A 26,156-nucleotide genomic window follows, 5' to 3' on the forward strand; every position below is an offset into this window, starting at 1 on the left:
CTTCTCACAAACTCATCCCTCGCCTCAAGTGATTGCCAGCCATCGGCTTCGCTCGTCGATAACCGCAATTCGAGTCTTTTCTCGATAACCATTTGATAACCGCTTTTCGCCCTCCGCAGGCCTTCTGAACAGTCCCAAAACGCGATATCTCCACTGTCAACAAATGGCAGCTGATCTCCCCTAACGCTTCGCCGGCATCGCCTCTTCGCAAACGACTTACGAATGCGCATCAACAGTCTAGTAATTCTCGACGGGCGCGCAATATCGCTCTCCCGTGGCTGGCACGTAAACAGCTATTACATAACATGTCGATATCAATTATACAACCGTCCGTGACTAGTCTGGTCACAAAAAATTGGGGAACGCAATTATTCATGCCGGTCGCACGAGCACACGGCCCGGTAGTTGCCGCCCGGGCTACAATGAGGTTCCTCGCTGCCTATGGGCTTTCCTGAAAACCGTACTTAAAAGGCTTGGATCGCGTGCCAACCATTCGGGGTGTGATTTTCGATCTGGATGGCACGCTGGTGGACTCGCGGCTGGATTTCGATCTGATGCGAGAGGAGATGCAACTGCCGCCGCAGATGGCAATTCTGGAGGCGCTCACGAAGTTGCCCGCCCCGCATGCCGCCCGCTGCCAAGAAATCCTTGATCGCCACGAGCGCGCAGGGGCCGCCCGCTCGCAGTTGTTGCCAGGAGTGGCCGATCTGCTCGCGGAAGTGAAACGGCGTCGGTGGCACCAGGCGATTGTCACCCGCAACAGCCGGCCGGTGACCGAGGCGACTTTGCGTGGCGTCGGACTGCACTTTCCGCACGTCATCACTCGCGACGATGGTCCCGTGAAACCTCACCCCTGGCCGATCGAAAAAATCTGCCGCGAATGGCAGGTGCAACCGGAAGAGGTCGTGATGATCGGCGACTATCGCTACGACATCGAATGCGGTCGCGCTGCCGGCACTCGCACCGTCCTTCTCGCTGGCGAAGTCGACCCCAGCACTTACGAGAACCACGAACAGGCGGATCTTGTGCTGCGCTCGCTGGCAGAATCGACGCTCCTCTTGCAATGGCTGGAGTCGTTGTAGGGGTGGGAGTTGCGAGTTAGGGGCTAGGGATTGGCGTGGCAGGTTCTCGTTTCTTGAGATCGACTCGCTGCAAATAGACGCCGCCATACTCGCGGGGCTCAGCGGCGGTTACTCCGTATTCCGAGCCGATGGAATTCGTCAATTGCTCGATCAGTTCCCGCCGCACTGTCGCGCTGCTGCTACGGATTAGCAGCCAGCCGCCGTGGTGCTCGATGAGTGCCTGGCGAGCCTCGGCGCTCAATTGGCCCGGATTGGTATAGGTCAGCGGAATGAGCAACTCATCGGAAACCTGCACGTGATACATGCCTCGCGCCGGGCAAACGGAGTACTCCCGAAATAGCTTGTCGTCTCGAGTGAGTAGTTCGTCCGTTTCGATGAAGCCCGTGCGAAGCAACACTGGCGAGGTTGCAGCCTGCAGTTGCTCGTTCAAGTCAGTGACGGCTGCTCGCCAATTCTCTTTGCGATCGGTCAGCAGTCGACCCGTGTCCCGCGCGTTGCGGATCATCCCGCTGTTGCGCACCGCGATGGCGAGCAGAATGCCAATCAAGGCCGAGCGAATGTTCTCGCTCCGAGCGAAGCGAACGCAGAGCGCGGCAGCGATCACCGACGCCGGCCACGCGGCGAGCAAATAGCGGGCATGAAATAGCGGAGCCAAGTTCAGCTGCGTTGTGAACCAGGCAATGCTGAGGGGGACGAAGAGCCAACAGGCAATGACGATCACCGCGCGCTGCGGAATGACCGACCGCCAGTTGTTGAGCACGATCAGAGCGACGGCCGCGATGTTCCAGGGAAAGATCGTGAACAGACCTTCCCAAGTGGGAGGCGTCACAAACGACTTCCAATTGTCACGATGCCCAGCCACCGACAGCATGCCGCTGATCGCTGGGGAAACTAGCAGCAGCATGGCGAACAGGTCCAAGATTCGAGCCAGAACCAGTTCGCGGCGGTCACTGGCGCGCGTGGTGAAACCAATCATCAAGAGCACAGCCACAGCCTCGGCGGCGAGCAACAACGCGGCCGTGTAATGCAGGTGAACGAGCAGCGCGCCACTCGCGATCCACAACGGCCGACTCTGCCAGTTGCGCGTGAGAATTACGTTGCACAATAGCCCGATGTGAATCACCGCCAGCAACTGCACGAGGGCATAGGGGCGAGCCTCTTGCGCGTAGAAGATGCCGGTCGGATCAACCACGATCAGCCACGCAGCCAAGAGTGGAGTTGTGTCATCAGGCGCTAACTTCTCCTGCGCCGGCTCGTTGCTCGTCAGCGAGAGAAGCTGTTTGGTGAGCCAGTACATGGCAACTGGCAAAACGCAGCCTGCAAGTAAACTAGGGAGTCGCAGGGCAATCTCTGGCGGACCAGGAACAAAGTAAAACAGCCACGCCAGCCAGAAATAGAGCGGCGACTGATTGCCGACGGCTGCCCGTTCGTACACCTCGCCCAGTGAACCACTCACCGACCACGAGGTGTGTAGTTCATCGACCCAGAGACTTTCGCCCGCTTGATACCAGCGCAGCGCTGCTCCCACGATCACGGCGGCGATAAGCAGGAACGGTGGCGACTTCAAGGCTGACTCGTTTACTCGGCGGCGATCGTGCGCGTATCTGGTCCGGTGACGAGACCGCTCAGCTTGAGCGAGACACTTCCCCGCAAATCGGCGGTGGACAGATAAAACTGCTTCGGGGTGGTCACTCGCGATTTGCCGACATGACTGATGAAATCGCCGGGACGCAGGCCCGCCTTCCATGCCGCCGAGTCTTTATCGACGTTGACGACGCCGAGCGTCCCTTCCGGATCGAGATCGCGGCTGTGATCGCGGAACTGCGGTGTCGCCGTCGCATACTCCACGCGCAGACCTCGCCAACTGGGCTCTGCCTGTTCGGCGAAAGCTGGGCGCGGACCTTCGACTCGCTTCTTCGAAAGTGTGACCTTGGAAGTTGTCACCTTGCCGCGCCGGTTGGCCCCGCCGCCTCGCTCCAAAGTCAGTTGGACACTTGTATCGGCGGGCAGACCACTCAGGCGGCGAATGAGTTGCAACTCGTCGCTCACGGGCAGGCCTTCGACATGCGTGATTACGTCGCCCGCTTGCAGGCCGGACTTGGCGGCGGGTGTGGCCGGCACGACATCCAGCAGTCTGGCACCAAAGCGACCTTGGCGACGCTCTTCAGCGGCGAGGAAGGTCGGTGCCACACCGAGAAAGCCATACTCGGGAACTCGTCCCGCTTTGAGCGTTTCGAGCGAACGACGAAAGTCCTCATCTACGGGAATCGCAAAGCCGCCACTCTTCTCGTAGCCAACTAGCGCTGCCAACGAGGTAGTAATGCCGACGAGTTCGCCTTGCAGATTCACCAGCGCACCGCCGCTGCTACCCAGTTCGAGGCGGGCATCGGTTTGAATCAGATTGCCGTAGTGATGCAGCGTAAAGCGACCCTCGGACGATCCCGCGCCGGCGCGTTCGGGAGCCGGTGGAGCAGGCCGCGATAGATTGGCAACAATGCCCCAGGTGGCACTCGGTTCGCCATCGCGGGCAATTGCATAGGGATTTCCCAAGGCCAGGACGATCTGTCCCTTCCTCAGTCCCTTCGAATCGCCCAAAGGCATCGGCTGAAGATCGTTGGCTTCGATTTTCAGAATGGCCAGATCCAGCCAGGGGTCAGCTGCTTTGACGGTGGCCGGATAAGGCTTTCTGCCGATCCAAACCAAGTAACGCGAGTTGGGAATATCGCCGACGACATGATAGGTCGTCAGAATCAGCCCACGGGCATCGATCACGACGCCGGAACCGAAGTCGTGCGGCACGTAGTCGGGGCGAGTGGGATCGCTGAAAAGATCAGCCCCCTCGCCGGTCAAGCCTTCGCCTAGTTCAGCGGCTGGCGAAGCATCCTGAGATTGCTTTCGCAGCCGGGCGACGGCCACGACGGATTTCTCCGCCTTGGCGATCGCATCGACGAGCAACGATTCCAGCGCCACAGCTGCCTGCAGGCCGCCGGGCTCCTGCCCCTGTGCCGAGTTACTAGCACCGAGCAGCAGCCCACTGGCCAAGAACGCACCGACGACGAACGGGAGGAACCATCGTCGGTGAGATTGTGCAGCGCATGCCATGGGGCGATTCCTTCTTCGATCATGATTTGCATGTTCGCGAAGAAAGTTGCCCGTCGACTGCTGGCCAGCCGTAAAGACCCAAGCCAGCAGCCAAACTTTGAGGCAGCTGGCGATTATTCTTCGTCAGGGGTGCCTTCGTCTTCTTCGCCGGGTTCCGGAGCGACTTCCTTCACTCCTAAGATTCCCGATGCCAGAATCTTATCACGAATTTCATCGCGAATCGCGGTGTTTTCCGCCAGATAGGTCCGAGCTTTCTCTTTACCCTGACCAATGTAGGCATCGTTGTACTTAAACCACGAGCCACTACGGGTCAGCACCTTTTGCTCGACACCCATATCCAGCACGTCACCCTCGAAGCTGATGCCGTTGGTGTGCATCATGTCGAACTCGGCCACGCGGAAGGGCGGGGCCACCTTGTTCTTCACGATCTTGGCCCGCACCCGCTGGCCGACCACGTCTTCACCCTCTTTGATTTGGGTGACGCGGCGAACATCAATGCGGCACGAGCAATAGAACTTGAGAGCGCGACCGCCGGGAGTGGTTTCCGGGCTGCCGTAAGTAACGCCGATCTTCTCGCGAATTTGGTTGATGAAAATCACCGCAGTCTTGCTCTTGGCAATCACACCGGTCAATTTACGCATCGATTGGCTCATCAAGCGAGCTTGCAGGCCGACGTGCGTATCACCAATGTCACCTTCCAATTCCGCTCGCGGTACGAGAGCCGCGACCGAGTCAATCACGATCACGTCGACCGCGTTCGACTTCACCAGCATTTCGGTGATCTGCATCGCTTCTTCGCCGCTAGTCGGCTGACTGACGAGCAGCGTATCGAGTTGCACGCCCAGCTTCTTGCCCCAGGTTGGGTCGAAGGCATGTTCGGCGTCGATGATGGCGCACACGCCATCTTTCTTTTGAGCTTCGGCAATCACGTGCAGAGCGAGCGTGGTTTTACCGCTCGATTCTGGGCCAAAGATCTCGATGATACGACCGCGGGGAATCCCCTGGCCGCCGAGCGCCACATCCAGGGCCAAGCTGCCCGTCGGAATGCCCGAAATGGCAAGTGTTCGATCACCACCCAGGGGCATGATCGAGCCATCGCCGAATTGTTTTTCAATTTGCTGAAGGGTCGTCTTGAGGACTTCATTCCCTTCAATGAGCGCTGCCAACTTGGCTTTGCCACTATCCTTCGGAGCCTTCTCTTTTTTGGCCATACGTCCGTTCACCTTCGCAGCAACAACCATCGGAACTTCTCCTGTTATGAGGAAGGCTCGGGCGGCATGCAAGCGGCCCGGCTTCCGTCGTGGAAGCGAATCGATAGTGGACAAGAGAATACTGTACACTTATCCACATCGACGTCAACAGCTTTGATATTGAGATTTTCGCGAGGTGCGTGACTAGTCTGGTCACAGGCGGGTAAGAATTCTTGCTAGCGTTCACAAAACACCTTCGGTTTGCGAACAAAGTTTTCCAGCGAATCGGTCGGCGAAGGCTTGCGTCGACCCGAAGTTACGTCGACCGGAAGGCGGTCAGGCGATTCGGTTGACCCGTTCATCACGCGCGTTCAATCGCACAGCGGTGAGGTGCGCGTCAAAGATTGCCCAGATCCAGAACATGATCGCGAAGAGGGCGGGAACGAAGCAGGTGTAGTGGATAATGTTCTGTTCGAATTGCTGCGACGGATGATAAGGAATCGCGACGACACGGAAGAAAACCAGCATCGAAAGCAAGCTGAGGAAACCTTGCAAACAAAATAGCAGCAGGCCCTTGGCGATCTGCCCGTTATAGATTTGTCCCAGACCGGTCCAGAAGAAGCAGAGAACAGCGGCCAAGCCTGGACTGCGCAGAGAATGACGCTGAGTCTCGGCGGGCTCGTGATATTCGGGCTGCTGGTGAGCAACGAGTGCCGTGGGCGCGTAATAGGGAACGGGCATTGCGAAAGGCTGTCCGCACTGCGGGCACATGACCGTCTGGCCGGCGAATTGGTCGGCATCGTCGAGGGCCAGCCGGCAGCGGGGACAGTGAACGAGCATAAAGACTCATTACTTGAGGATCGTGCAACTGGCTTCAAGATAGACTTTCAATCCCCAGACAACCAGTGAGATAAATGCCACCGTCGCTGGGAAATTGCTTCGATATCATTCGCTGGACGCCTCGCTTTCTTGTGACCCCACCGCTCATGGGTTAAGCTGCCACGCATCACCTCTCGCCATGATCGTCCTGCCTATCTACCCCCGCCGGAGCCCCCGCCGTGCTATTGGCTGAAATGAATTGGCCTGCCGTCGCTGCCCTTCCCAAGTCCACGCCCGTGGTCATTCCCATCGCTGCTCTCGAACAGCATGGGCATCATATGCCGGTCTTTACCGACAGCCTGCTGCTGGGGGAAGTGATTCGCCGCACGCAGGAGCAACTGAAGGACAAAGTGCTCTTCACGCCCCTGATGTGGCTGGGAAACTCCGATCATCATCTCGATTTCGCCGGTACCATGTCGGCCGCACCGCGAGTCTATCTCGACCTGCTCAGCAACATGATCGACAACATGATCATGCACGGCTTCCAGCGGATCGTGTTGGTGAATGGCCACGGCGGCAATCATGTGCCGGGGCAACAAGTGGTGTTCGAACTGCGGCAGAAGTATCGCCAGCGGAATGATCTGCTGTTGCTGAACGCCACCTATTGGCTGCTGGGTGGTAAGCCCTACGAGCAAGATGCGTCGCTGGAGCAGCAACGCATGGGGCATGCCTGTGAATGGGAAACGTCGATGATGCTGCGAATTCGCCCCGACCTCGTGGGCGATTTGAAGAAGACCAGCAACGTCGATTTCGGCAATCCATTCGAGCCGGGCAGCCGCGGCTGGATCACCAAGGATCGGACAACGACCGGGCACATTGGCGACCCCAGCAAGGCCTCGGCTGAGAAGGGCGAGACTCTGTTTCGCGTCTTCACGGCGGACGTGGTGGCCTATCTCGAACGCATGCTGGCTTGGGATGGGAAATCATGGAACGGCTAACAAGCGGCACCGAGGAAGGGCCCGCGCGGCCGGCGAACTGGAAGTGGTTCATCTGCAGTTTGCTGTTTCTCGCGACCATGCTGATGTACATGGATCGCCTGACGCTCTCACAAATGGCGTCGCGGATCACGCGCGAATTGTCGCTGACGAATGAGCATTACGGCCGCATGGAAATGGGCTTCGGACTGGCCTTTGCCTTAGGTGCAATTGTGAACGGCTTACTAGCCGATCGCTTCAGCATTCGTTGGCTCTACCCAGTGATGCTTGTGGGTTGGTCGCTCGCCGGTGTTGCAACTGCCTGGAGTGTCGAGATTGGGCAGGTCTTGCTCCCCATGGTTGGGCAAAATGCCTGGCTGGGAACCAAAGGCAACCCAAGCGACGCGGCGTTCATCGGCATGTTCGCTTGCCGCGTGGTGCTTGGCTTTTTTGAATCCGGACACTGGCCTTGCGCGCTGATCACCACGCAGCGACTACTTAGCGGAGCCGATCGCACGCTCGGTAACAGTCTGTTGCAGAGCGGCGCATCGGTGGGCGCGGTGATTACCCCACTGGTGATTCTGCTGATGATCAGTGACGAAGAAGGGAGTTGGCGTCGGCCGTTTATCATCATCGGCCTGGCTGGCATGAGTTGGGTCATCCCCTGGCTGTTGATGGTTCGCGATCGCGACTTGAAGTATCGCGAGCCTGTGGTCGATCCCGCATCTGCTCCCGTCTCGATCTGGACGCGAGCGCTGTTTAAGAAAGCCGTCGTGTTGCTGGCCATCGTCATTACCATCAACATGACCTGGCAGTTCTTCCGGGCCTGGATGCCCAAGCTGATGCAGGAAGAGCATGGCTATGGAGAAGTCTTTACGTCGTTCTTTATGAGCGGGTTTTACCTGGTGGCCGATCTCGGCTGTCTCGCCGCCGGTGGCTTAGTCAAAGGGCTGACAGGCGCGAAGATGTCGCTCAACGTGGCTCGCATTTCGGTGTTTGCTGTCTTTACACAGTTCGTGCTGATGAGCGCCGTTGCCGCGCAGGTACCGGCCAGTCCGCTGCTGCTGGGACTGTTCTTGGTAGTAGGCTTTGGTGCGCTCGGGCTATTTCCGGTTTACTACTCGCTGTCGCAAGAGATCGCGACGAAGCGGTTCGGCTTTGTCACCGGCCTGTTTGGCGCGACGACGTGGATCATCACTTCTTACATGCAGTTTCTGGTCGGCCGGAATGTCGATCAAACGCACTCGTATCAAGCGGGCCTGTTTTGGATCGGCATGGTTCCGTTGATCGGTTGCCTGGCACTCGCGCTACTCTGGCCAGAAGAAGAACCCACTACTTAGGCTGCGAGCTCAGGTGGATGATGCCACGCTGCGCAGTTGATTTCACGCTAAGATAGCCAGCATGATTCGCTATCAAGACTTCACGCCGCAGATGCTGACGCCACCGGGCTTTCTCGCGCATGCGACCTACGAGCCGCTGCAAGTAGCCGTCGATGCTGCCAATGCCTGGATCAAAGAGAACGGCGTTCGGCTGATCAACATCGAGACGCTACTGCTTCCCAATATTTGGAGCCGCTACGAAGAAGGGACGAGCGACCCCGCGCTCGGCACCAGCGGCGAATCTCCCAGCCAGTGGCATCAGGTGGTGCGGGTGTGGTACGAGGTCTGAAGTTCTGAGTTTTGAGTTCTGAGACAAGAACGAAAAACGCCGAACCTTGCGGTTCGGCGTCGTTCCGTTGCTTTGATTGAGGTGGGGTAAGGGAAAGCGCTGGACCGGGATTCCAGCGCTCTCTCAGCCGACTCTTTCGACTGCCCCTTTTACTCCGCCTCTATAGAGAACCGACGCGGGGGTCAAACCGCGGCGGGCTTAGGCATTTAGTTCAAGCAATTGTCCAAACAGGTTTGGGAGGGCGAGTCCCACCTGAAGTCGTCGCTGGCGAGAGGTGGATGGTCGTTAGACCAATTCCTTCCGGGCGCCGATCAGGGTGCGAAGTCGTTCGGCCAGAAGTTTGGCATCGAATGGCTTCTTAAAGGTTTCATTAATCGCCGAGCGGTCAAAGCTCAGCGGGCTGCCGTCATCGGGCAGCAACGCGATCAAGATCGTTTCGGAGAAGTCCACATTTTTGCGCAGATTCTGGCAAATTTGTAGAGCTTCAACCTTCCCGATCGAGAAGTCCACAATGATACAGTCGGGGTGGAAGCTTTCGGCTTGAATTCCAGCTTCAAATCCGCTGGCAGCCACAGCAACCTTGAACGACCGTTCAGTGGGCAATTCGCGTTTCAAGTTTTCAATGAGAACCTGATCTTGCGCGACAATTAGCACTTTTGCCATGGCCTCATCTTCGAGGTCACCCAAGGGCATTCCGTGCTCTTTGAGGAACTTGATCAGATATTCTCGCGGGATACGACGGTCTTGCGAGCCGGGGATCCGGTAGCCTTTTAGGCGTCCCGAATCGAACCACTTGCTAACCGTACGCGGGGCCACTTTACAGATCTTAGCGACCTGTCCAGTAGTGAAGACCTTCATCGCAGGCTCTCCATTACTCTCTCGTTGACTCGTTGATGTGAAGCACCACGGTGAGCGATGCCGCTGTGTCTCACGTATCTGCCCCTGCTCAATCGACCAGGCTGTGGTCTCGATCCATCTCGCCAGCTGTGGGAATTAGCCTGGTAAATCAAACTCTGGGTCGGGGCGGCTCTTACAGGGTCTCAAGCAACTGAAGTCAGTTCCCTCTGTTTCAGTCACCTTTTAACCATCGGCAATCAGGACCTCCGGAACGCGGCGGAAATCCCCAAAATCGCAAACAACCGGCAAAGCTGTATTGCGTGGGGCCATCCGGGCGACCTGCGCCGTTTGTCGGCGTGGTTCAACCGGCAGAGAGAAAATGCACCAGATCGTCACTCGATGGGTCTCGAGTCACGAGCAAGCATTTGGAAGCGCACAAGCGTTGACATTACGTCCCCGCTTGAGTGCCTATAGCAGATTCCCCCTGAGAAAACGGTTGTTGCCCGGCGGTTCACGATCTTCAGCATGGTAGGTGCCGAAGGTCGTATGCTGCCGTGCAACACACGTCTTCCGAATGTTTCTTTCGTATCAAATGCGAACCCAACTTCACAAAATCCCGTCAGTCGCAAGACTCGCAGGGGTGAAGGGGGTTGTCCGCAAGCCAGCAGCAGCTAGGATTTTGCCGATCTTGCGGAAAAAGCAGGCAAACAGGCTCAAGAAAGCATGGCGCAGGCAAGTTGAAAACGCTCGCCGCGAGCTGCCGAAACGAACGTGTCAAGATCAACTTTACTGCATGATTTATGCAGCCAAGTCAGCTTCGAGCCAGGCTCCAGCGAACGCCTTAACACTAGTTTTGAGCGCACTAAGCGCCCAGTCTGGGCCAGGAGCGGCCAACACGCCAAATTCGTGACTCGCGCGGGCTACTCAGACCGTACGAGCAGCAGCGGATTGAGCTTGATGCCTTGCTCACTCAATTCTTCGTTGCTCAGTTCTTCCAGGCAATCGAAGTCGAGTTCGGAATAGCCGGCATCGATCCCCAAAAAGCTCAAGAATTCGCCTAGAGGCTGGGCCGGAGTTTCGTCCTGAGACGTCAGCGTCTCTGCGACTTGCGCGGGATCGACACTTTTGCCCAGCAGGGGCTGCAACACACCCAGATGTTGTTGCACGGCCCGCTCACTGATGCCGACCTGCTCGCCATCATCGTCGGCGTCCAATTCATCCTCGTCAAACTCAGCCGACTCTTCTTCATCCGTGTCTTCGCCGAAAAAGGCTTCCTCAATGTCGTCGTCGGTCGAGAGCAAGCTCCCTTCGTCTTCTTCCTCGTCGGCCTCGCTCAACTCAGCAAACCGCTGCAGTTCTTCGCTGCTCGCCTGCCCTGCCAGCACCTTCGAGAACAACTCGGCCAGATCCGGCGGCAGCGCACCATTCAGCAAACCGCTGAGACCCTCGTCGGGCTGTTGAAAGCCATCCTGAAACACTCCCTGCATCGCCGCGGTCAGCTCCGCTGTCTGCGCTTGCAGTTGCTCTTGGAAGCTCGCCAGCTCCGCCTGATTGGCTTGCGACCATTGATCGAACTTGCGCATCTCGCCCAGCGAGACTTGCCCTTCCTGCAGCCGGCCGTAAATGGCGCGCACATCTTCCGGCATCTTGCTGGAAATCTCTTCCTGCAGTTCGGCAATCCGATTCAAACCTTCTTGCACCGGGCTGGCATCTTCGAGACTTGCTTCGCCATCCGCTGTTTCGCCGTCGTCGAACTCCTCGGCCAACTCGTCCATGTCGTTGTCGAGGAACTCCTGCAGTTCGTCACTGTCACCCGTGCTATCGAACTGGTCGATCTCTTCGCCCAGATGAAACAGCGAGTAATGCCACGAGGTGCCCTCGTTCGTCCACACGTTCAGCACGTGCGTCTTCAACTGCTTCGAGAGCTCGCGGCCGATCTCTTGCTGAAACAAGAAGTCAGAGCAAAAGATCGTGGTCCAATCCCCTTTCGCTTGGGCGATCCACACGCCGCGCGTCACACCCTGGTCGATGGACTCGGGCTGCGTCGCATCGGCGTCGAGCACCCGAAATCCTTCGGAGGACAGCAACTCGGTCACGGCTTGCTGCAAGCGTTTGGCGCTAACGCCCTTCACATGCAAACTGGTGCTGAAACCTTCCATCGCCCTGCTCCTAAGATGACTCGCGTGAATGCGTACCGAACGGTAACGGCATCGATCCCATCGGGATTGATCGCTGAGAATTCGACGATCTTCGACCACTATCAGCGAACCTACCCCAGCGGCGCGGAAGAGAACAGGCGGGTAGACCAAAACCATGCCTCAGGTTAGCCATCACAACCTTGAACGGCCTCACCCACAGGAGTATGCTGCAGAGACCACCAGTTCGGGTGTTTTGGCTAACACACCCCCTAACGCCGCTGCCGTCACTGCCGCTGCCGATTGCGTCGCTCTCTCCCATTCCGCGACTCACTTGCCTGCACCTGCTTTCCCCATGCGTTCTATCTCCCAGCACCGCCGTTCGGCTGCCTTCACCTTGGTGGAGTTGCTGGTGACGATTGCCATCATCGGACTGCTGATCGCGCTCTTGCTGCCGGCGGTGCAAGCCGCGCGCGAAGCCGCCCGCCGCATCAAGTGTACGAACAACCTGAAGCAGATCGGCCTCGCCTTTCAGAACTATCACGACACCTGGCAGTCGTTTCCTGCCGGGGGTGTGACCTTTGGTCCTTGCTGCAACAGCCCGAGCTTTGAATCTTGGACCATCTCGCTGTTGCCCTATCTCGAACTGCAACCGCTGGCAGCCAAGTACGACTTCAATCAATACAACGAAGCCATCCAGAACAAGTTTGTCCGCGAACAAACCGTCAAGGTCTTTAGCTGCCCTTCCGAGACAGAGCCCAACCTGCTGCTCAAGCCCGAATCGGGCCCCGGCAATACGGTCGAGTATCGCACGGGGACCTATCGCGGCGTGGGTGGCAAGAGCGATGGCAGTGGCTGGTGGAGCAGCTATCCCGAGTACACCGCCTTGCCTATGGAATGGCGCGGCGTGCTGCACGTGGTCGATGGCCGCGAGTTGACGCGGGAACGAATTGCCAATGTCACCGACGGCACCTCCAACACCTGGCTGACGGGCGAGTACAGCACCAAGACGCGTCCTCGCCGGCGCACGTTCTGGGCATACACCTACCGCTCGTACAATCGGTCCGATTGCACGAACCAAAGTCGCACGCTCCTCAACGACTACGAGCAATGTGCCTCGACCGCCGGTGCCGGTTTGGAACAAGCGTGTGCTCATGGCTGGGGCAGCTTTCATCCGGGAGCCATCAACTTTCTGCTCGTCGATGGCAGCGTTCGTCCGGTCTCGACGAGCATCGAGATGAACCTCTTTGCCGATCTGGCTACAATCAGCGGCGGCGAAAGTCGCCAAGTACCTTGAGTGCCCAGAGACAACTTGCTCTGAGACAACACGCCCTGACGCCCCACTCTCGTTTGCCCCTCGATCCAGCCCACAGACAAACCCTTCCCTTGATGCAACTTCCGGCCAACTTCGAACTCCGCGGCGATCTCGCCATGTTTCGACCCTGCGGTGAATTGTCCGAGTTTCGACAGGCCGTCGAAGCCGTGGCGGAAGGCATCCGCTACGCCGTGACCCAGCCTGAAATCCGCCGCCTGCTGGTTGATTCCAGTGGCCTGGTTGGCTTCCCGCTACCCACCATGCTCGATCGCTACGACATGGGCCTGGCCTGGGTGAAAGCCGCCGGTACCAGCAGCATTCGGATGGCGCTCGTCGCCCGCCCCGAACTGATCGACCCCAAAAAGTTCGGCGTGCTGGTCGCCGCCAATCGCGGCGTCGCCGGCAACGTCTTCGACAACGAAGCCGCCGCCCTCGCCTGGCTCGACCTACCTCCTACGTAGACCGGGCAACAAGCAGTACTCCGCGCTGTTCCGGCGTCTCGACGACCTGCCTCTCCTGGTTTCCCCGCCGCTGAACAGTGCTCGTTATCCCTCTCGATACCCCGTTTTTGATAACTTTTTGCGCGAAAAATCGAAACCAACGACTCGCCCTAACCCGTTCTGCTTCAATCCATTGCGATCACAACCGCCCCAAAATCGCCCGTTTGCCGATAACCATTTGATAACCGTTCAGGCCCCTGTTCACTCGGCACCCTGAACAGGCCCTAATCAGGGGGTCCGTTCTTCGTGGCGGCAGACCTCCTGGTCTGCCTTCCCCTGGTCTCCACAGCTCTTATAACGTCGCGGCAATCCTCTCGGGCACTCCTCTCTGGCACTCCTCGCTGAACAGTCCTCGTTCAAACCTTCTGACAGCCCGTCTTGATAACTTTTTTCGGGAAAAATCGAACCCAAGCATCACCCTAACCCGTTCTGCTCCAACCTATTGCGATCACAACCGACCCAAAATCACCCGTTTCCCGATAACCGTTTGATAACCGCTGCCGCCCCTGTTCGCTCCCTAGCCTGAACAGGCCCTAAACGGGTGGTTCAGGCTGCCCCTCCTCGGTTAACCGAGCCGCTTGCGGCCGTCGAACTGCCAATCAAGTCAGTCCACAGTTCCCCCGCGCCAGCGCGTGCGTTAACCAGATACTGGGGCAGTAGGTCCAGGTACCCCGTACCTGACGACCTCGCTGAGTTGCAGTCAGGCGCGCGTCGCTGGCCTTGCCCGACTCCGCCACTCGCTCCCAGACACCTTAAAATGTCCTTGACACTAAGTCAACACATTGTAACAATAATCCGGCGTGACACCTTCCGACCGAAGCGTCCGCGCAGGCGCCGAAAGGTCGGCACGAGCAAACCGCGCGGTGCTGTCGACCGATTGTCGCGCACCCAATCGAACTTGAAAAACTATCTGAGGCTTCCCCCGGGCAAGCACCTTTATGTCACTGTCACTTGTTGAGACTTATGAATGTGCCAGGGATGTTTTCAAGGCGTCTGCTGCCTTGAATGACGTTCGATCTTCCGGCACTACCATCGAAAGCATTCCTGCCACCGAGGTCCTGGGGCCAAGCTTGAAATTCACAATAACCCCAGCCTGGAACCGGAAGGTAATTGCCAAGCTCTACTATCGCAGTGATGACGCCCATTTCTTTACGGTCGAGATATTCAATTCTGAGGTGAAGGATTCGTTCTTGCTCGATGAATGGATGAATCTGCACTGCACTCCTGTCAATCTGAGCCTATTCGACTTAAACAGCTACCAGGGAACGCTGCAGGAGAGGCTCGCGGCATTCTTTTCGTTTCTCGCAGCGCAACTCTCGGAAAGGTCGCTTCAAGAAGTGCTAAACGGACAAAAGTGGGAGCATATTCCATACGATTGGGGTGCGATGCGGTAGACGCCAAGTCTTCCCAGGGGGACGCTTCACGGCTGACGCCGTTGCGCTCTGCCTTGGGCTAACTTGTGGCCGCACCGTTGGTGCTGAGGAACCAAACGCTGCATCGCTCGATCCAGCGACCCATGCCAACCGCCGTGGCTTTGCACCGTAGTCATCTTGCTCCGCAAGATGAAGCTTCGGCGATTCGCGATGCATTCATCTCGACGGAGCGAGTTGACTACTCGGAAGAAACTGGCCACGAGCGGACCGGTTCAGTTTGAGTTTAGGTTCTTATAGATCTTGCCGTCCTTCATGATGACGACAAAGTTCTTACCTGGGTCCGCGATCAGTTTGAGGTTCTCCAGCGGGTTTCCTTCCACCAGCAGCAGGTCGGCCAGCGCGCCTTCTTCCACCACGCCCAACTTGCCGGGATAGGGGTTGCGCTTCCCGGAGATGGCCAGCAGTTCTGCGTTGGTGCTGGTCGCCATCGCGAGCGCTTCGGCCGGGGTGTACCAGTGCTGCAGCGCGACGAGCAATTCTCCTTGGCGACGGGCCAGCCCTGGCGAAAAGATGATATCCGTGCCCCAAGCGGTCTTCAGCTTGTGTTTCCGTGCCAGGCGGTAGGCAATGTCCATGCCGGCGAAGACCTCGGCAAACTTGGCCCGCTGCTGCGAGCCCGGCGGAAAGGCGTTAGCCAGCTCTGCGGGAAAGGGCTGAATGCACACCCAGGTTCCACGCGCGGCAACTAACTTGGCGGTACCCTCGTCCATTAAATGCCCATGCTCGATGCACTTCGCGCCGGCGCTGATGGCCCGCTGCATCGACTCGGGGGTGTACGCGTGGACGACAACATACGTGCCCCAGTTCTCGGCGGCTTCCACCGCCGCCCGCAACTCGGGCTCGGTGAAAGTGCTGATATCTAGCGGGCTATGGGGCGAAGCGACTCCTCCACCGCCCGTGAGCTTGATCTGGGTTGCACCGAGCATGAGTTGTTCCCGTACACGCACGCGCACCTCGTCCGGACTGTCAGCGACCATGCTGGCGCCGAGTTGTTCCATGCGCGACCGCGCGCTGCCGAGCGTACGCGGCACCTCATGCGGCAGGCGAAAGTCTCCATGACCACTCGTGACGGTAATGATCGCCCCGGACGGATAGATGCGGGGACCGGCCACTACTCCTTCATCGATGGCACGCTTGAGCCCGAATACCGGTCCCCCCATGTCGCGCACGGTCGTGAACCCGCGCATGAGCGTGTCGGTCGCCTCGGCACCCGCGACCAGATTGGCATAGCCCACGTCCCACTTGAGTGCTTCATCGGGCGTCGGCCTTACCAGCATCGCGTGCCAATGGGCGTCGATCAGGCCCGGCATCAGCGTGCGTCCTCCGCCGTCGATAACATTCGCCTTCTCGGGGACAGGGATGTTGCCACCGATCTTCTCAATCTTGTTCCCTACCACCAAGACCGACGTGCTCGCCGTCAGCTTGTCCGACTTGCCATCGAACACCTTCACGTTCTTGAACAGGGTCGCACTTGGCTGCTGCGCCACGGCTCCCCTGGCCGCAAGGAACAGCAGGCCACCAGCGGCAAGTATCAACACGATCCGAATCGCTCGACTGTACATCTCGCAGCCTCCGTCAATAGTTCCCGCGGTCGCATGCGTTCACTGCTGAAATTCTAGCCGTTCGATGCCAACCGCTGGGTGAGCCGTTCTCTTTAGGCCCGTAGGGCCGGCGCTATGCCAGCCCAGGGCAAAGCGGAACGGCATCAGCCGTGAGCCGCCGCCCTGGGAAGGACGCCCGCAATGATTAAAAGCCCTGGAAGGGCGCGACAATCGGCCGACAGCAATCGCCGAACAACGAATTGAATCTCTCGCCTTCCTGCACAGGCCAGCGCCCTGGGAAAATGGCAATTCTCCAGCCTCTTGCGATCCAGCTACGCATTCAAGCAGGGCGGGCACCGGCAATGCCAGTGACGCGAAGCGAATCGCTGTGCGTCTTCTTGCTTGCTTGAGCCTCTCTGCATAACTAGAGTACGCCTGGAGATTAGCAACATGTCAAATCTGATCGAGTACGCAAATGGCTGCTCCCGCTGAATGGTTGATACCGAAAGAGATCGCCGGTGTCGTGGTTGGCTTCGGAGGTAGCTTCATTGCAGTAAATGGCTACTTCATGTTGGTCAGACGTTTCCGACCTGCAGTTATGGCGTTGCCGGCTGGCGAGCAAGAGTCATTTACTGACCCGAACAAGATACCATCTTGGGTTACGGGTCTTATCGAGCAAGCAGTTTTCATGGCACTGGTCATTTTTGGCGAAAGCGGCATTCCTGCCGGCATGATGGCTTGGCTAGCGATCAAATTTGCAACCTACTGGAATCATGCATGGCTAAATGGGCCAGCAGGTGAGGCACAGCCAAACACTTCGCTTAAAACCCGACAGCGTGCTTTTTGCGCACTTCTAGGTGGAGTGATATCTTTGACGTTCGCCTATTTTGGCGGGAAGATTTGGAGGGGCGATCTAAAGCTGCCAAACATCTTTTTTTCAAACTGACGCATCACCCATCAGCCGCCACTTTCCGACAGGCCAGATTGAGATCGTGACAACCGGCGTTCAAGACTCTCCACAACAGCTGTGCTAATCATCCGGTTGTCTGACTCCTCTAGTTTCTTTGTGCTAGAAGCTGATCGGTCAACTACTTGATAATCTCGACATGTAGCCAATACCAGTTGTCTTAAGATTCCGCCGATTGCAATCGCACTAAAAAAGTACCGCAGTCCAAGATAGGGGAGCGATGCAACAAAGAACCAACCTGCCGCGGCTCCAAAAACTGCGAGCGTGACTATCCATGAACAGTACGCGCTTCCTAATCGATGAGAAGGGCTAGTGCTGATGTGACGGCATGGAAGTTCAAGAATAAGTTCTAAGTCGCGTAGGTAAACGGAATCCTCGACTTCGAAAAATCGATGCTTGGCCATCAGGTGCAAAGAAGCGCACGCTGCTACCCACGCGAGCATCAGCGCCACGGAGTACAGGCATCCTGGATGTGCGCCTTCTTTCGCCGCCGCAAGAAGCGTCGCAGCAGCTGTAAAGAGAAACGCTTGCCCTGTCAAACTAAGTAGTGGAGCTTGCCAAAGAAGAGTATCGTTGGCGTTACGCCGAGCGGCTATGACTTGGTATTGTTGGAGGAGTCTTTGCGATCGCTCCCGATTTTCTTCAGCGGTGCCCATCTTTGATCCAGTTTATGTCTCAAGCACTAAGGAAAGATAATCCTCCAAGGTGGTTGGATGTGACGCCAAAGTCAATCGCGGCAGGCAGCATGGACAGGATGCTACACGCGTTGCTGGCGATTCTATTTGCCAATTCTCGAGGCCCGCTGTTTCGCAACTTCGTCCAGGCGAACTGTCTTACCACCCGTCGCTTTGCTGTCCTGGGCTGCTTGCAGAAAAGTGAAGAGTTCGATGGTTTCGGCGGGAGTGACGGGCGCGGGAGCACCTTTGTAGAACTTGGCCATCTCGATGGCGATCCCTTCGTAGCCCATGTATTTGTCTTTGGTGGGCACGACGCCCGCGACGGGCACGCCGTGACCATAGATGCCGGCGGTCGAAACTCCCTTGTCGCCAAAGACGGTGGCGCTATACTTCACCGCACCTTGCCCGGGCTTGATGCCGCGATAGGTTCCGATGCGGCCATCGGCCCAGACTGCGGTGAACTGCTCGGCGGTGGGTGTTGAAGTACACGTGACCGAAACCACACCGGGCCCCATGATGGCGTAGAGCGTTTCGATGCTATGCAGGGCACTCCAAAAGAACTCGGGCGTGCTCGGATCGCTCGTGCAGCCACCATACACATCGCAGCCCAGCACTTTGCCCACTTCGGGATGATTCTTCATGCCGCTGAAGCCCGGGCTGAACCGATGCTGCGAACTGGACCAGCAAGGAGTCTTGGTCTCTTCCGCCAGCTTGAAGATGGCGATCGCGTCGTCGAGCGAAGCTGCCAGCGGGCGACCGATGTAGACAGGCTTGCCGGCTCGCAGCACCGGTTCGACTTGCTTCAGGTGATGCCGCGCGTCCATCGTCATAATCATGATGACATCGGACCGCTTCAGCAGTTCTTCGACCGAGTCGACCATCTCGACGCCGAACTTGCCGATCTGAGCTTGCCACTTGGGAATGTCCTTGGCTTCGTTCGGCAGGTCGTCGCTGCCGATCGGATAAGCAGCCACCACCTTCAGCCCCGCGAGATCCCCTTCGGCCTTGGGGCTGTTAAACAACTGCGCGTAGGCCACCCCCTGGTAGTTATCCAAGCCCAGCACCCCAACCCGGATCGGCGGCTTGGTGGCTGCCTGCTCTTGAGCCAGAACGGGAAGCGTGGCGAGCAAGAATGCGCACAAACTGGTCAGCAGCAAGCAACGACGCATCGGCGGGATCCTGGGAGGGGAGATGGAGGGTGGGCGCGGGAAACCGCCGTAGCCTAGCCGATGAAGAGGCCGATTTTCAACAAAAACTTGGCCCCGACTATCGCGCAAAACCCTCATTAGCGATTGCCTGCCAGGATGGGTGGCCGGTAGTCTGGTAGAGATGCCTCCCACCCTGACCACAGAATCCCTGCGCACACCCACTTCGCTTGCGCGCCCCGAATTGCTTGCCCCTGCGGGTGACCGCGACTGCATTCGCGCGGCCATCGAGAACGGCGCCGATGCTGTTTACTTTGGCCTCGACCGCGGCTTCAACGCTCGCGCTCGGGCCAAGAACTTTGCCACGGAAGAACTTCCCGAGATCTTGCGGCAGTTACACAACCGCGGTGTGAAGGGCTACATCACGCTCAACACGCTGATCTTCCCCAGCGAACTGGCCGAAGTCGAGCGGCACGTGATCGAACTGGCCGAGGCGGGCGTCGATGCCGTGCTGGTGCAGGACCTGGGCCTGGCGCGACTCGTCAAGAAGATCTGCCCCGATCTGAGCGTGCATGCTTCGACGCAAATGACCCTCAGCAGCAGCGAGTGCATCGCGGTAGCCGAGGAACTGGGGATCGAGCGCGTCGTGCTGCCCCGCGAGCTCTCGCTCGACGAGATCCGGCAAATTCGAGCCACCAGCACGATGGCGCTGGAAGTCTTCGTACACGGCGCACTTTGCGTCGCCTATTCGGGGCAGTGTTTGACGAGCGAATCGCTCGGCGGGCGCAGTGCCAATCGGGGCCAGTGCGCGCAAGCTTGCCGGCTGCCTTACGACTTGCTTTGCGACGGCAAGTTGGTCGAAACGGGCGATCAAAAGTATCTGCTCAGTCCGCAAGACCTGGCCGCCTATGAATTGATTCCCGACCTCGTCCAGCTGGGCGTCGCCTCGCTGAAGATTGAAGGCCGACTGAAGACGCCCGAATACGTCGCGAACATCACGCGGCATTATCGCCAGGCCATCGACAAAGCGATGGCGGGGCAGGCCGTCAACTTTCCACCGGAAGAAGTCGAAGCGATGGAGCTGTCGTTCTCGCGCGGCTTCTCGCCCGGTTGGCTCAAGGGCTGCGATCACAAAATGCTCGTTCCCGCTCGCAGTTCCGACAAGCGAGGCGTGTTGCTGGGCACGGTCGAGTTTGTGCGCAATGAGCGCGTGGGGGTGCAACTGGTCGCCTCGATCAAGCGCGGCGATGGCATCGTGTTCGATTGCGGCCGCGCCGAAGACGACCAGCAAGGTGGCCGCGTCTACGAAGTCTTTCAACGTGGCCGCTCGCTCACGGAGCCCGTCAATATCGGCATGGCGGAACTGACCTTCGCGCACGGCTCGATTGACTTCGCAGAGATCCAGCCCGGCGGTGAAGTGTGGAAGACCGACGATCCGGAACTGACCCAACGGCTGCGAAAAACCTTTGCGGAAGGTGTGATCAACCGCCGCGTACCCGTCGACTTTGTGGTGACGGCCGCCGAAGGTCAGCCGTTGCACATTGTGGCGACCGCGGAAACGGGAGCCACGATTGAAGTCGTCTCGCCGCAGCCTTTGGAACAAGCGCGGCAGCATGTGCTCGACGAGACCATGCTGAAAGCGCAACTCGGCCGGCTCGGCAGCAGCCCCTTTGAACTGCGCAGCTTGCGAGCCGATATCTCCGGTCGCCCGATGATCCCGCTGAGTGTGCTGGGCAAATTGCGCCACGAAACGATCGAAAAACTAGTAACCGCCGTGGAACGCGTTCCAGCGCGAGCCATTGTTCGCGACTCCGCGTTGCGTGATCTGCGGGCGACGTTGCCGCCAGCCAGCGAAGCAACAACGGAAGCCGCCACATCACAGTTACATGTCCTCTGTCGTTCACTGGCTCAGCTGAAGTCCGTTTTGCAGCACTCAGCCAACAGCGTGTATGTCGACTTCGCCGATATCCGCGAGTATCGCGAAGCCGTGGAACTTGCCCACGCAAGCGCTGCAGAAATCTGGCTCGCGACACCGCGAATTCAAAAGCCGGATGAGGCGGGCATCTTTCGCGCGCTCAGTAAGCACGGCGCCGATGGCATCCTCGCTCGTAATCTGTCCGGGCTGCGATTCTTTGTCAATCAAGGAACGCCGGTCGTCGCCGATTTTTCCCTCAACTGTGCCAACGAACTGACGGCCCAATGGCTCAAGTCGCAAGACGCCGTGCGCATCGCGCCGTCGTACGATCTGAATCGAGAGCAACTGCTGGAACTTGTAGCGGCGGTTCCTTCCGCCTGGCTCGAATGTGTGATTCACCAGCACATGCCCATGTTCCACATGGAGCACTGTGTGTTCTGCGCCATGCTCTCGCCGGGGACCAACAAAACAAACTGCGGCCGCCCCTGCGACGACCACCAGGTTGCCCTGCGCGATCGCATGGGCGTCGATCATCCGCTGACGGCCGACGTTGGCTGCCGTAATACGCTCTTCAATGCCGTGCCGCAAAGTGCAGCGGAAGTTGTGCCCGCGCTCCTCGCGCAGGGCGTGCGACACTTCCGCGTCGAGTTGCTGGAAACGGCAACCAAGCAGGAAGAACGGCAGATTCCCCAAACGCTGGAACTCTATCGCCGGTTGCTGCGGGGCGAAGTCACGGGCCGCGAAGTCTGGAGCAAACTGAGCGCGGCAAATCGCGTCGGCGTGACGCGCGGCACGCTCGAAGAGCGGCGTAATCCGCTGGCGATTATCTAAGCACAGCCACCTGCAATCGCTTAAGTACAAGCGCCCGTTGAATCGGCAAAGAACTTCTGCGCGCGGGCGTTCATCTCAGCGGGCGAGACGTCTTCGACCGCAGTCGCGATCGACCATTGATGCCCGAAGGGATCGGTCACCGAGCACATGCGATCGCCCCAGAACATATCGGTCGGCGGCATCTTCACCGTGCAGCCTGCGGCTACGGCCTGCTGAAACATCGCATCGACATCGGCGACATAACAGTGCAACGTCACCGGCGTACCACCCAAACTGAGCGGCGACTTGGTGCCCCAAGCTGGGTTCTCTTCCGAAAGCATCAGCACACTATCGCCCAGCGTTAGTTCGGCGTGCATCACCGAGGTGCCATCGGGCATTGGCATGCGGTACTTCTCTTTCGCCGCAAACGCCTTGCCATAGAACTCGATCGCGGCCGCTGCGTCTTTGCAAACCAGATAAGCTTGAATCGAACGCATACCCGGGGGCGGATTGCCGAACTCAACCATGGCGTTGTCTCCTTGTCGAAGAAGCTGCGAAACCCAGCCTATGATAGGACAGATCAACTCTGCGAGCTATTTGCCGCCGCAACAAAGATGAACGCGAAAGGCCGAGCCCTTACCCGGTACACTCGTCACGCCCACGGTGCCGCCAAACGCTTGGGTCAGATTTTTGACGATCGACAGCCCCAGGCCAGTGCCCCCCATCTCGCGCGAGCGAGCACGGTCGACTCGATAGAACCGCTCAAAGATCCGGCTGAGCTCTTTCTCGGCGATGCCGATCCCGCTGTCTTGTACTTCCAGCGTGACCATTTCATCGTTACTTTCACAGCGAATCTGCACTTCGCCGCCGGCCGGTGTGTACTTGATCGCGTTATCGACCAGGTTGCTCAAAATGGTTCGCAGGCCTTCTTCATCGCCCCGCGCGGTGATCTGCTCATTGGGCAATTCGCCGACCAGATCGATCTGCTTGGCTGCTGCCACATCGGCGAACTGCGCCAGACATTCGTCGATCAGTTCCGCCAGCGGCACATCGACAATATTGAACGTCTGCTGCCCCGACTCGATGCGCGCGATCTGCAGCATGTCGAGAATCAACTCGTGCAATCGTTCGGCCTGCTCTTCGATGCGTTGGACAAAGTGCAGGTTGTTCTCGGGATCGTTCACCGCTCCCATGCGCAGGGTTTCGGCATAGGCCTTGATGGCTGCGAGCGGAGTCTTCAGTTCGTGCGAGACGTTGGCGACAAACTCACGGCGCAGGTTCTCCAGCCGCCGAATCTCCGAGACATCGTGGACCACCACCATCACACCCGGGCAAGGCGAGCCGGGCAAGCATGTCGCCCGCAACAGCAGCACGCGTCGTTGCACACCGGGCGAATCGAACTCACGCTCAATGGCTCCGCTCGTGTCGAGCGCTTGCTGCACGGCTTCGTACACCGCGCGGGCTCTGGTCACTTCCAGCAAGGGTCGGCCGTGAGGCTGCTGCGTCGTGAAGTCGAGCAAACGTCGCCCGGCCTGATTGGCCAGCAAGATCGTTTTGTCGGGACCAACGGCCAGCACGCCTTCGACCATGCTCGCCAGCACGGCCTGCAGCCGCTCGGTGTTTTGCTGGGCCTCTCCCGCGCCGATATCGAGGCGACCTCGAATCCGCTGCAGAGCGCCGGAGATCTCCACCAGCTCATCGCCAGGCTGGGCGGGGGGCAAGTTTTGTTCGTCGCCCCCCGAGAGTTGCCGCGCCAGATGAGCCAGCTCGATGATCGGCCGCTGCACTTGCTTCCAACTGAGCCAAGTGGCCAACGCGCTGAAGCCCACGGCAGCGAGTGCCGCCAGCGCCAAGCCGCCCAGCAGGTTCCACGAGCCTGGATTGGCCGAGTGATCGATGGTGCCGACCAGAATCAGCGTGACGATGGCAAAGCCAGCGCACACCAGTGCCTGCAGTGCAAAGAGTCGCCAGAACCAAGTGTTGAAGTGCATTCCACGATCCGCTGACGAGCGTTCCGCGGCAAAGAGCGCAGCGGAAACTGCTCGGCTCTTGAAGTTAAAGAGCCCGTGTCACCGAGGGAAGTGCCCTTGGTGAGAAGAATGCGTGAAGATGCCACGACTCAGGGCCCGCCGCAGCGAGCCCTGGTCTGTTATTCAATCATGCGATGACGGCTACCTAACTTGCCCGTCTAGATCAATTCCTTGATCGGTGCGCGGTTGTCAGTCAGGTACTGCGGACGACCAGCAGGATCGATGAGTTGCGTGCGCGAGACATCGATTCCCATGTTGTGATAAATGGTCGAGAAGACCTCCAGCAAGTGAACCGGGCGGTCCTTCGCTTCTTCGGCGTTCTTGGTGCTCGAACCGATGAATTGACCGGTTCGCATGCCACCGCCAGCCAGGAAGCCCATCGCGACGCGCGACCAGTGATCGCGGCCAGCGCCCGAATTCACACGTGGCGTGCGGCCGAATTCGCCCCACATCACAATCGTTACGTCTTTGTCCATGCCTCGCTCGTGCAGGTCGTTGATCAGGGCACTCATCCCTTGATCGAGCCGCGGCAGTTGCTTCCGCAGCGAGTCGAAGTTGTTAGCGTGCGTGTCCCAGCCACCCCAATCGAACGTCACCACGCGAACACCCGCCTCGACCAGGCGGCGAGCACGCAAGAACGAATCCATGTCCTTGCCGTAGCGTTCACGAACCTTCTTGTCTTCTTTGTCCAGGTCGAGGGCATTGGCCACATCGCCTGAAGTCACCACGCCCACCGCTCGCTGCGTGAAGGAATCGAGCGCCTTCATCTGGCCCGAGCCATCGGTTTCGCGGCGCAGCTTATCGAGGGACGACAGAAGGTTGGTCCGCGATTCCAGCCGATCGGCCGTCATGCTGCCGACGAGTTTCAGATCGCCGCCGGATGGACGATAGCCCTTATAGACCGGTCCGAGATAACCCACGGGGGCATCGTTGTAAGCAATGTGAGCCGGAGCACCGCTCCCCGATGGTCCGAGCAACTTGCTCACCACCGCGCCGATGCCGGGACGGCCACCAATGTTTTGCAAGTCTTTGCGGCCGTAGCCCGTTTGTGTGTGGAAGTTGCTGTGATCGTCCACCATGCCGATCAGCGAGCGAATGACCGCGAACTTATCGGCCATCGCGGCCAGGCGAGGGAAATGCTCGCAAATATCAAAGCCCGAGACGTTCGTTTTGATCGGGTTGAACTCGCCCCGAAACTCCTTAGCCGCTTCAGGCTTCAGGTCGAACATATCCTGGTGCGAAGGTCCGCCACCGAGGTGAATGTTGATGACCGCTTTGTTCGACGACTTGATTCCCGCTGCAGCTTCGGCCCGGTAAAGACCGGCGAGCGTCAGACCGCCGAGACCGGCAAAGCCCAACTTGAGCGCACTCCGGCGCGAGATGCCATCACAATATCGACCAGCTGAGCCGTAGGTGACTTCGAGCATGGGACATTCCTTTACGTGGGCGGGAGGGGTACCTGCGAGGGGGAATTGCGGTTTCATCCAACTATGAATCAGCGCGGGGCATTCGTTACATCCGGTCCGCCGCTCCATCAACATTTTTGGATCAAACCACTCTCCTTTATACCTATCGGCCAAGACATATCAATAGAATTCGATGAATTATTCGGGGGAAGAAAGCGGCCCGCCGTGGCTTGCTGAACAGTCCACATTCTCCCCTTCTCACAACCCGGCTTGATAACTTTTTGAGCGAAAAATGAAAACCAACGACTCGCCATAACCTTTTATTGCATATTCAGTTGCAACCACAACCGACCTCGAATCACCCGTTTTCCGATAACCGTTTGATAACCATTCTGCCCCTGTTCACACCGCGGCCTGAACAGGCCCTAAACGGGTGGGTAGTGGTTATCACGCACCTCGTCGTGGCGGCAGACCTCCTGGTCCGCCGAGCCAGCCTTTCTCCCTTCCTGAACAGTCCACATTCTCCCCTTCTCACAACCCGGCTTGATAACTTTTTGAGCGAAAAATGAAAACCAACGACTCGCCATAACCTGTTATTGCATATTCAGTT

At 58.4% G+C, this 26,156-nt stretch carries 21 protein-coding genes; 9 read left to right on the forward strand and 12 right to left on the reverse strand.

The genetic code is table 11. From position 1 onward, the window contains the following. Positions 1–482: 482 nt before the first annotated feature. The gene (locus NA78x_RS22110) at positions 483–1,082 is read left to right on the forward strand and encodes an HAD family hydrolase (RefSeq protein ID WP_425614554.1); all 600 of its coding nucleotides are present in this window, start codon (positions 483–485) and stop codon (positions 1,080–1,082) included. Between the two features lie 16 nt (positions 1,083–1,098). On the opposite strand, the gene NA78x_RS22115 is transcribed toward NA78x_RS22110, so the two are convergent. From NA78x_RS22115 to NA78x_RS22130, 4 genes are all read right to left on the reverse strand, one after another. Then, positions 1,099–2,649 (reverse strand): glycosyltransferase family 39 protein, encoded by a 1,551-nt coding sequence (locus tag NA78x_RS22115; protein ID WP_425614555.1) that lies wholly within the window; start codon positions 2,647–2,649, stop codon positions 1,099–1,101. An 11-nt stretch (positions 2,650–2,660) separates the two neighbouring features. Then, entirely contained in the window at positions 2,661–4,184 is a 1,524-nt protein-coding gene (locus NA78x_RS22120; RefSeq protein WP_425614556.1) for a trypsin-like peptidase domain-containing protein, read from the reverse strand. Between the two features lie 113 nt (positions 4,185–4,297). After that, complete coding sequence (recA, locus tag NA78x_RS22125) at positions 4,298–5,395, reverse strand: recombinase RecA (protein ID WP_425619470.1); 1,098 nt, start codon at positions 5,393–5,395, stop codon at positions 4,298–4,300. A 315-nt stretch (positions 5,396–5,710) separates the two neighbouring features. Then, positions 5,711–6,214, reverse strand: a complete 504-nt coding sequence (locus NA78x_RS22130) for a hypothetical protein (RefSeq protein WP_425614557.1) — start codon at positions 6,212–6,214, stop codon at positions 5,711–5,713. A gap of 218 nt (positions 6,215–6,432) precedes the next feature. Here NA78x_RS22130 and NA78x_RS22135 point away from each other — a divergent pair, with 218 nt between their 5' ends. The 3 genes from NA78x_RS22135 to NA78x_RS22145 all read left to right on the forward strand — a co-directional run bounded on the left by NA78x_RS22135 (position 6,433) and on the right by NA78x_RS22145 (position 8,835). Continuing rightward, positions 6,433–7,191 carry a creatininase family protein gene (locus NA78x_RS22135; protein WP_425614558.1) on the forward strand — a complete coding sequence of 253 codons (759 nt, stop codon included), beginning with the start codon at positions 6,433–6,435 and terminating at the stop codon, positions 7,189–7,191. After that, entirely contained in the window at positions 7,179–8,507 is a 1,329-nt protein-coding gene (locus NA78x_RS22140) for an MFS transporter (protein ID WP_425614559.1), read from the forward strand. The genes NA78x_RS22135 and NA78x_RS22140 overlap by 13 nt, the downstream gene beginning before the upstream one ends. Positions 8,508–8,568: 61 nt before the next feature. Continuing rightward, complete coding sequence (locus tag NA78x_RS22145) at positions 8,569–8,835, forward strand: hypothetical protein (protein ID WP_425614560.1); 267 nt, start codon at positions 8,569–8,571, stop codon at positions 8,833–8,835. Between the two features lie 285 nt (positions 8,836–9,120). On the opposite strand, the gene NA78x_RS22150 is transcribed toward NA78x_RS22145, so the two are convergent. Together NA78x_RS22150 and NA78x_RS22155 are read right to left on the reverse strand one after the other, a co-directional pair. Next, complete coding sequence (locus NA78x_RS22150; protein WP_145094986.1) at positions 9,121–9,693, reverse strand: helix-turn-helix domain-containing protein; 573 nt, start codon at positions 9,691–9,693, stop codon at positions 9,121–9,123. A gap of 899 nt (positions 9,694–10,592) precedes the next feature. Next, complete coding sequence (locus NA78x_RS22155; RefSeq protein ID WP_425614561.1) at positions 10,593–11,831, reverse strand: hypothetical protein; 1,239 nt, start codon at positions 11,829–11,831, stop codon at positions 10,593–10,595. Positions 11,832–12,162: 331 nt separating this feature from the next. Between NA78x_RS22155 and NA78x_RS22160 the strand changes: the two genes are divergently transcribed. From NA78x_RS22160 to NA78x_RS22170, 3 genes are all read left to right on the forward strand, one after another. Next, complete coding sequence (locus NA78x_RS22160) at positions 12,163–13,104, forward strand: DUF1559 domain-containing protein (protein ID WP_425614562.1); 942 nt, start codon at positions 12,163–12,165, stop codon at positions 13,102–13,104. A 134-nt stretch (positions 13,105–13,238) separates the two neighbouring features. Continuing rightward, positions 13,239–13,583, forward strand: coding sequence for a hypothetical protein (locus NA78x_RS22165; RefSeq protein ID WP_425614563.1), 345 nt, complete (start codon positions 13,239–13,241; stop codon positions 13,581–13,583). A gap of 977 nt (positions 13,584–14,560) precedes the next feature. Continuing rightward, entirely contained in the window at positions 14,561–15,016 is a 456-nt protein-coding gene (locus NA78x_RS22170; RefSeq protein ID WP_425614564.1) for a hypothetical protein, read from the forward strand. 251 nt (positions 15,017–15,267) lie between these two features. On the opposite strand, the gene NA78x_RS22175 is transcribed toward NA78x_RS22170, so the two are convergent. Beyond that, positions 15,268–16,617, reverse strand: coding sequence for an amidohydrolase family protein (locus NA78x_RS22175; protein WP_425614565.1), 1,350 nt, complete (start codon positions 16,615–16,617; stop codon positions 15,268–15,270). A gap of 454 nt (positions 16,618–17,071) precedes the next feature. On the opposite strand from NA78x_RS22175, the gene NA78x_RS22180 reads away from it, so the two are divergent. Beyond that, positions 17,072–17,542, forward strand: a complete 471-nt coding sequence (locus NA78x_RS22180) for a hypothetical protein (protein WP_425614566.1) — start codon at positions 17,072–17,074, stop codon at positions 17,540–17,542. Between the two features lie 11 nt (positions 17,543–17,553). On the opposite strand, the gene NA78x_RS22185 is transcribed toward NA78x_RS22180, so the two are convergent. Both NA78x_RS22185 and NA78x_RS22190 read right to left on the reverse strand, forming a co-directional pair. Continuing rightward, entirely contained in the window at positions 17,554–18,219 is a 666-nt protein-coding gene (locus NA78x_RS22185) for a hypothetical protein (RefSeq protein ID WP_425614567.1), read from the reverse strand. A gap of 122 nt (positions 18,220–18,341) precedes the next feature. After that, a complete protein-coding gene (locus NA78x_RS22190) occupies positions 18,342–19,409 on the reverse strand; it encodes a Gfo/Idh/MocA family protein (protein ID WP_425614568.1) in 1,068 nt (355 codons plus the stop codon). A gap of 160 nt (positions 19,410–19,569) precedes the next feature. On the opposite strand from NA78x_RS22190, the gene NA78x_RS22195 reads away from it, so the two are divergent. Further along, entirely contained in the window at positions 19,570–22,131 is a 2,562-nt protein-coding gene (locus tag NA78x_RS22195; protein WP_425614569.1) for a DUF3656 domain-containing U32 family peptidase, read from the forward strand. Positions 22,132–22,151: 20 nt separating this feature from the next. Here NA78x_RS22195 and NA78x_RS22200 read toward each other — a convergent pair whose 3' ends face one another. The 3 genes from NA78x_RS22200 to NA78x_RS22210 form a co-directional block, all read right to left on the reverse strand. Further along, a complete protein-coding gene (locus NA78x_RS22200; RefSeq protein WP_425614570.1) occupies positions 22,152–22,637 on the reverse strand; it encodes a VOC family protein in 486 nt (161 codons plus the stop codon). A 66-nt stretch (positions 22,638–22,703) separates the two neighbouring features. Then, positions 22,704–24,101 carry a sensor histidine kinase gene (locus NA78x_RS22205; protein WP_425614571.1) on the reverse strand — a complete coding sequence of 466 codons (1,398 nt, stop codon included), beginning with the start codon at positions 24,099–24,101 and terminating at the stop codon, positions 22,704–22,706. Positions 24,102–24,298: 197 nt separating this feature from the next. Further along, positions 24,299–25,567, reverse strand: a complete 1,269-nt coding sequence (locus tag NA78x_RS22210) for a DUF1501 domain-containing protein (RefSeq protein ID WP_425614572.1) — start codon at positions 25,565–25,567, stop codon at positions 24,299–24,301. Positions 25,568–26,156 lie beyond the last annotated feature (589 nt).

The sequence above is a fragment of the Anatilimnocola aquadivae genome (assembly GCF_049819085.1).
Lineage (GTDB): Bacteria > Planctomycetota > Planctomycetia > Pirellulales > Pirellulaceae > Anatilimnocola.

Coding starts and splice junctions, on each gene's coding strand:
- NA78x_RS22120 (WP_425614556.1), bottom strand. CDS start 4,184: ATGGCATGCGCTGCACAATCTCACCGACGATGGTTCCTCCCGTTCGTC.
- recA (WP_425619470.1), bottom strand. CDS start 5,395: ATGGCCAAAAAAGAGAAGGCTCCGAAGGATAGTGGCAAAGCCAAGTTG.
- NA78x_RS22130 (WP_425614557.1), bottom strand. CDS start 6,214: ATGCTCGTTCACTGTCCCCGCTGCCGGCTGGCCCTCGACGATGCCGAC.
- NA78x_RS22140 (WP_425614559.1), top strand. CDS start 7,179: ATGGAACGGCTAACAAGCGGCACCGAGGAAGGGCCCGCGCGGCCGGCG.
- NA78x_RS22145 (WP_425614560.1), top strand. CDS start 8,569: ATGATTCGCTATCAAGACTTCACGCCGCAGATGCTGACGCCACCGGGC.
- NA78x_RS22150 (WP_145094986.1), bottom strand. CDS start 9,693: ATGAAGGTCTTCACTACTGGACAGGTCGCTAAGATCTGTAAAGTGGCC.
- NA78x_RS22155 (WP_425614561.1), bottom strand. CDS start 11,831: ATGGAAGGTTTCAGCACCAGTTTGCATGTGAAGGGCGTTAGCGCCAAA.
- NA78x_RS22160 (WP_425614562.1), top strand. CDS start 12,163: ATGCGTTCTATCTCCCAGCACCGCCGTTCGGCTGCCTTCACCTTGGTG.
- NA78x_RS22165 (WP_425614563.1), top strand. CDS start 13,239: ATGTTTCGACCCTGCGGTGAATTGTCCGAGTTTCGACAGGCCGTCGAA.
- NA78x_RS22170 (WP_425614564.1), top strand. CDS start 14,561: ATGTCACTGTCACTTGTTGAGACTTATGAATGTGCCAGGGATGTTTTC.
- NA78x_RS22175 (WP_425614565.1), bottom strand. CDS start 16,617: ATGTACAGTCGAGCGATTCGGATCGTGTTGATACTTGCCGCTGGTGGC.
- NA78x_RS22180 (WP_425614566.1), top strand. CDS start 17,072: ATGGCTGCTCCCGCTGAATGGTTGATACCGAAAGAGATCGCCGGTGTC.
- NA78x_RS22185 (WP_425614567.1), bottom strand. CDS start 18,219: ATGGGCACCGCTGAAGAAAATCGGGAGCGATCGCAAAGACTCCTCCAA.
- NA78x_RS22190 (WP_425614568.1), bottom strand. CDS start 19,409: ATGCGTCGTTGCTTGCTGCTGACCAGTTTGTGCGCATTCTTGCTCGCC.
- NA78x_RS22195 (WP_425614569.1), top strand. CDS start 19,570: ATGCCTCCCACCCTGACCACAGAATCCCTGCGCACACCCACTTCGCTT.
- NA78x_RS22200 (WP_425614570.1), bottom strand. CDS start 22,637: ATGGTTGAGTTCGGCAATCCGCCCCCGGGTATGCGTTCGATTCAAGCT.
- NA78x_RS22205 (WP_425614571.1), bottom strand. CDS start 24,101: ATGCACTTCAACACTTGGTTCTGGCGACTCTTTGCACTGCAGGCACTG.
- NA78x_RS22210 (WP_425614572.1), bottom strand. CDS start 25,567: ATGCTCGAAGTCACCTACGGCTCAGCTGGTCGATATTGTGATGGCATC.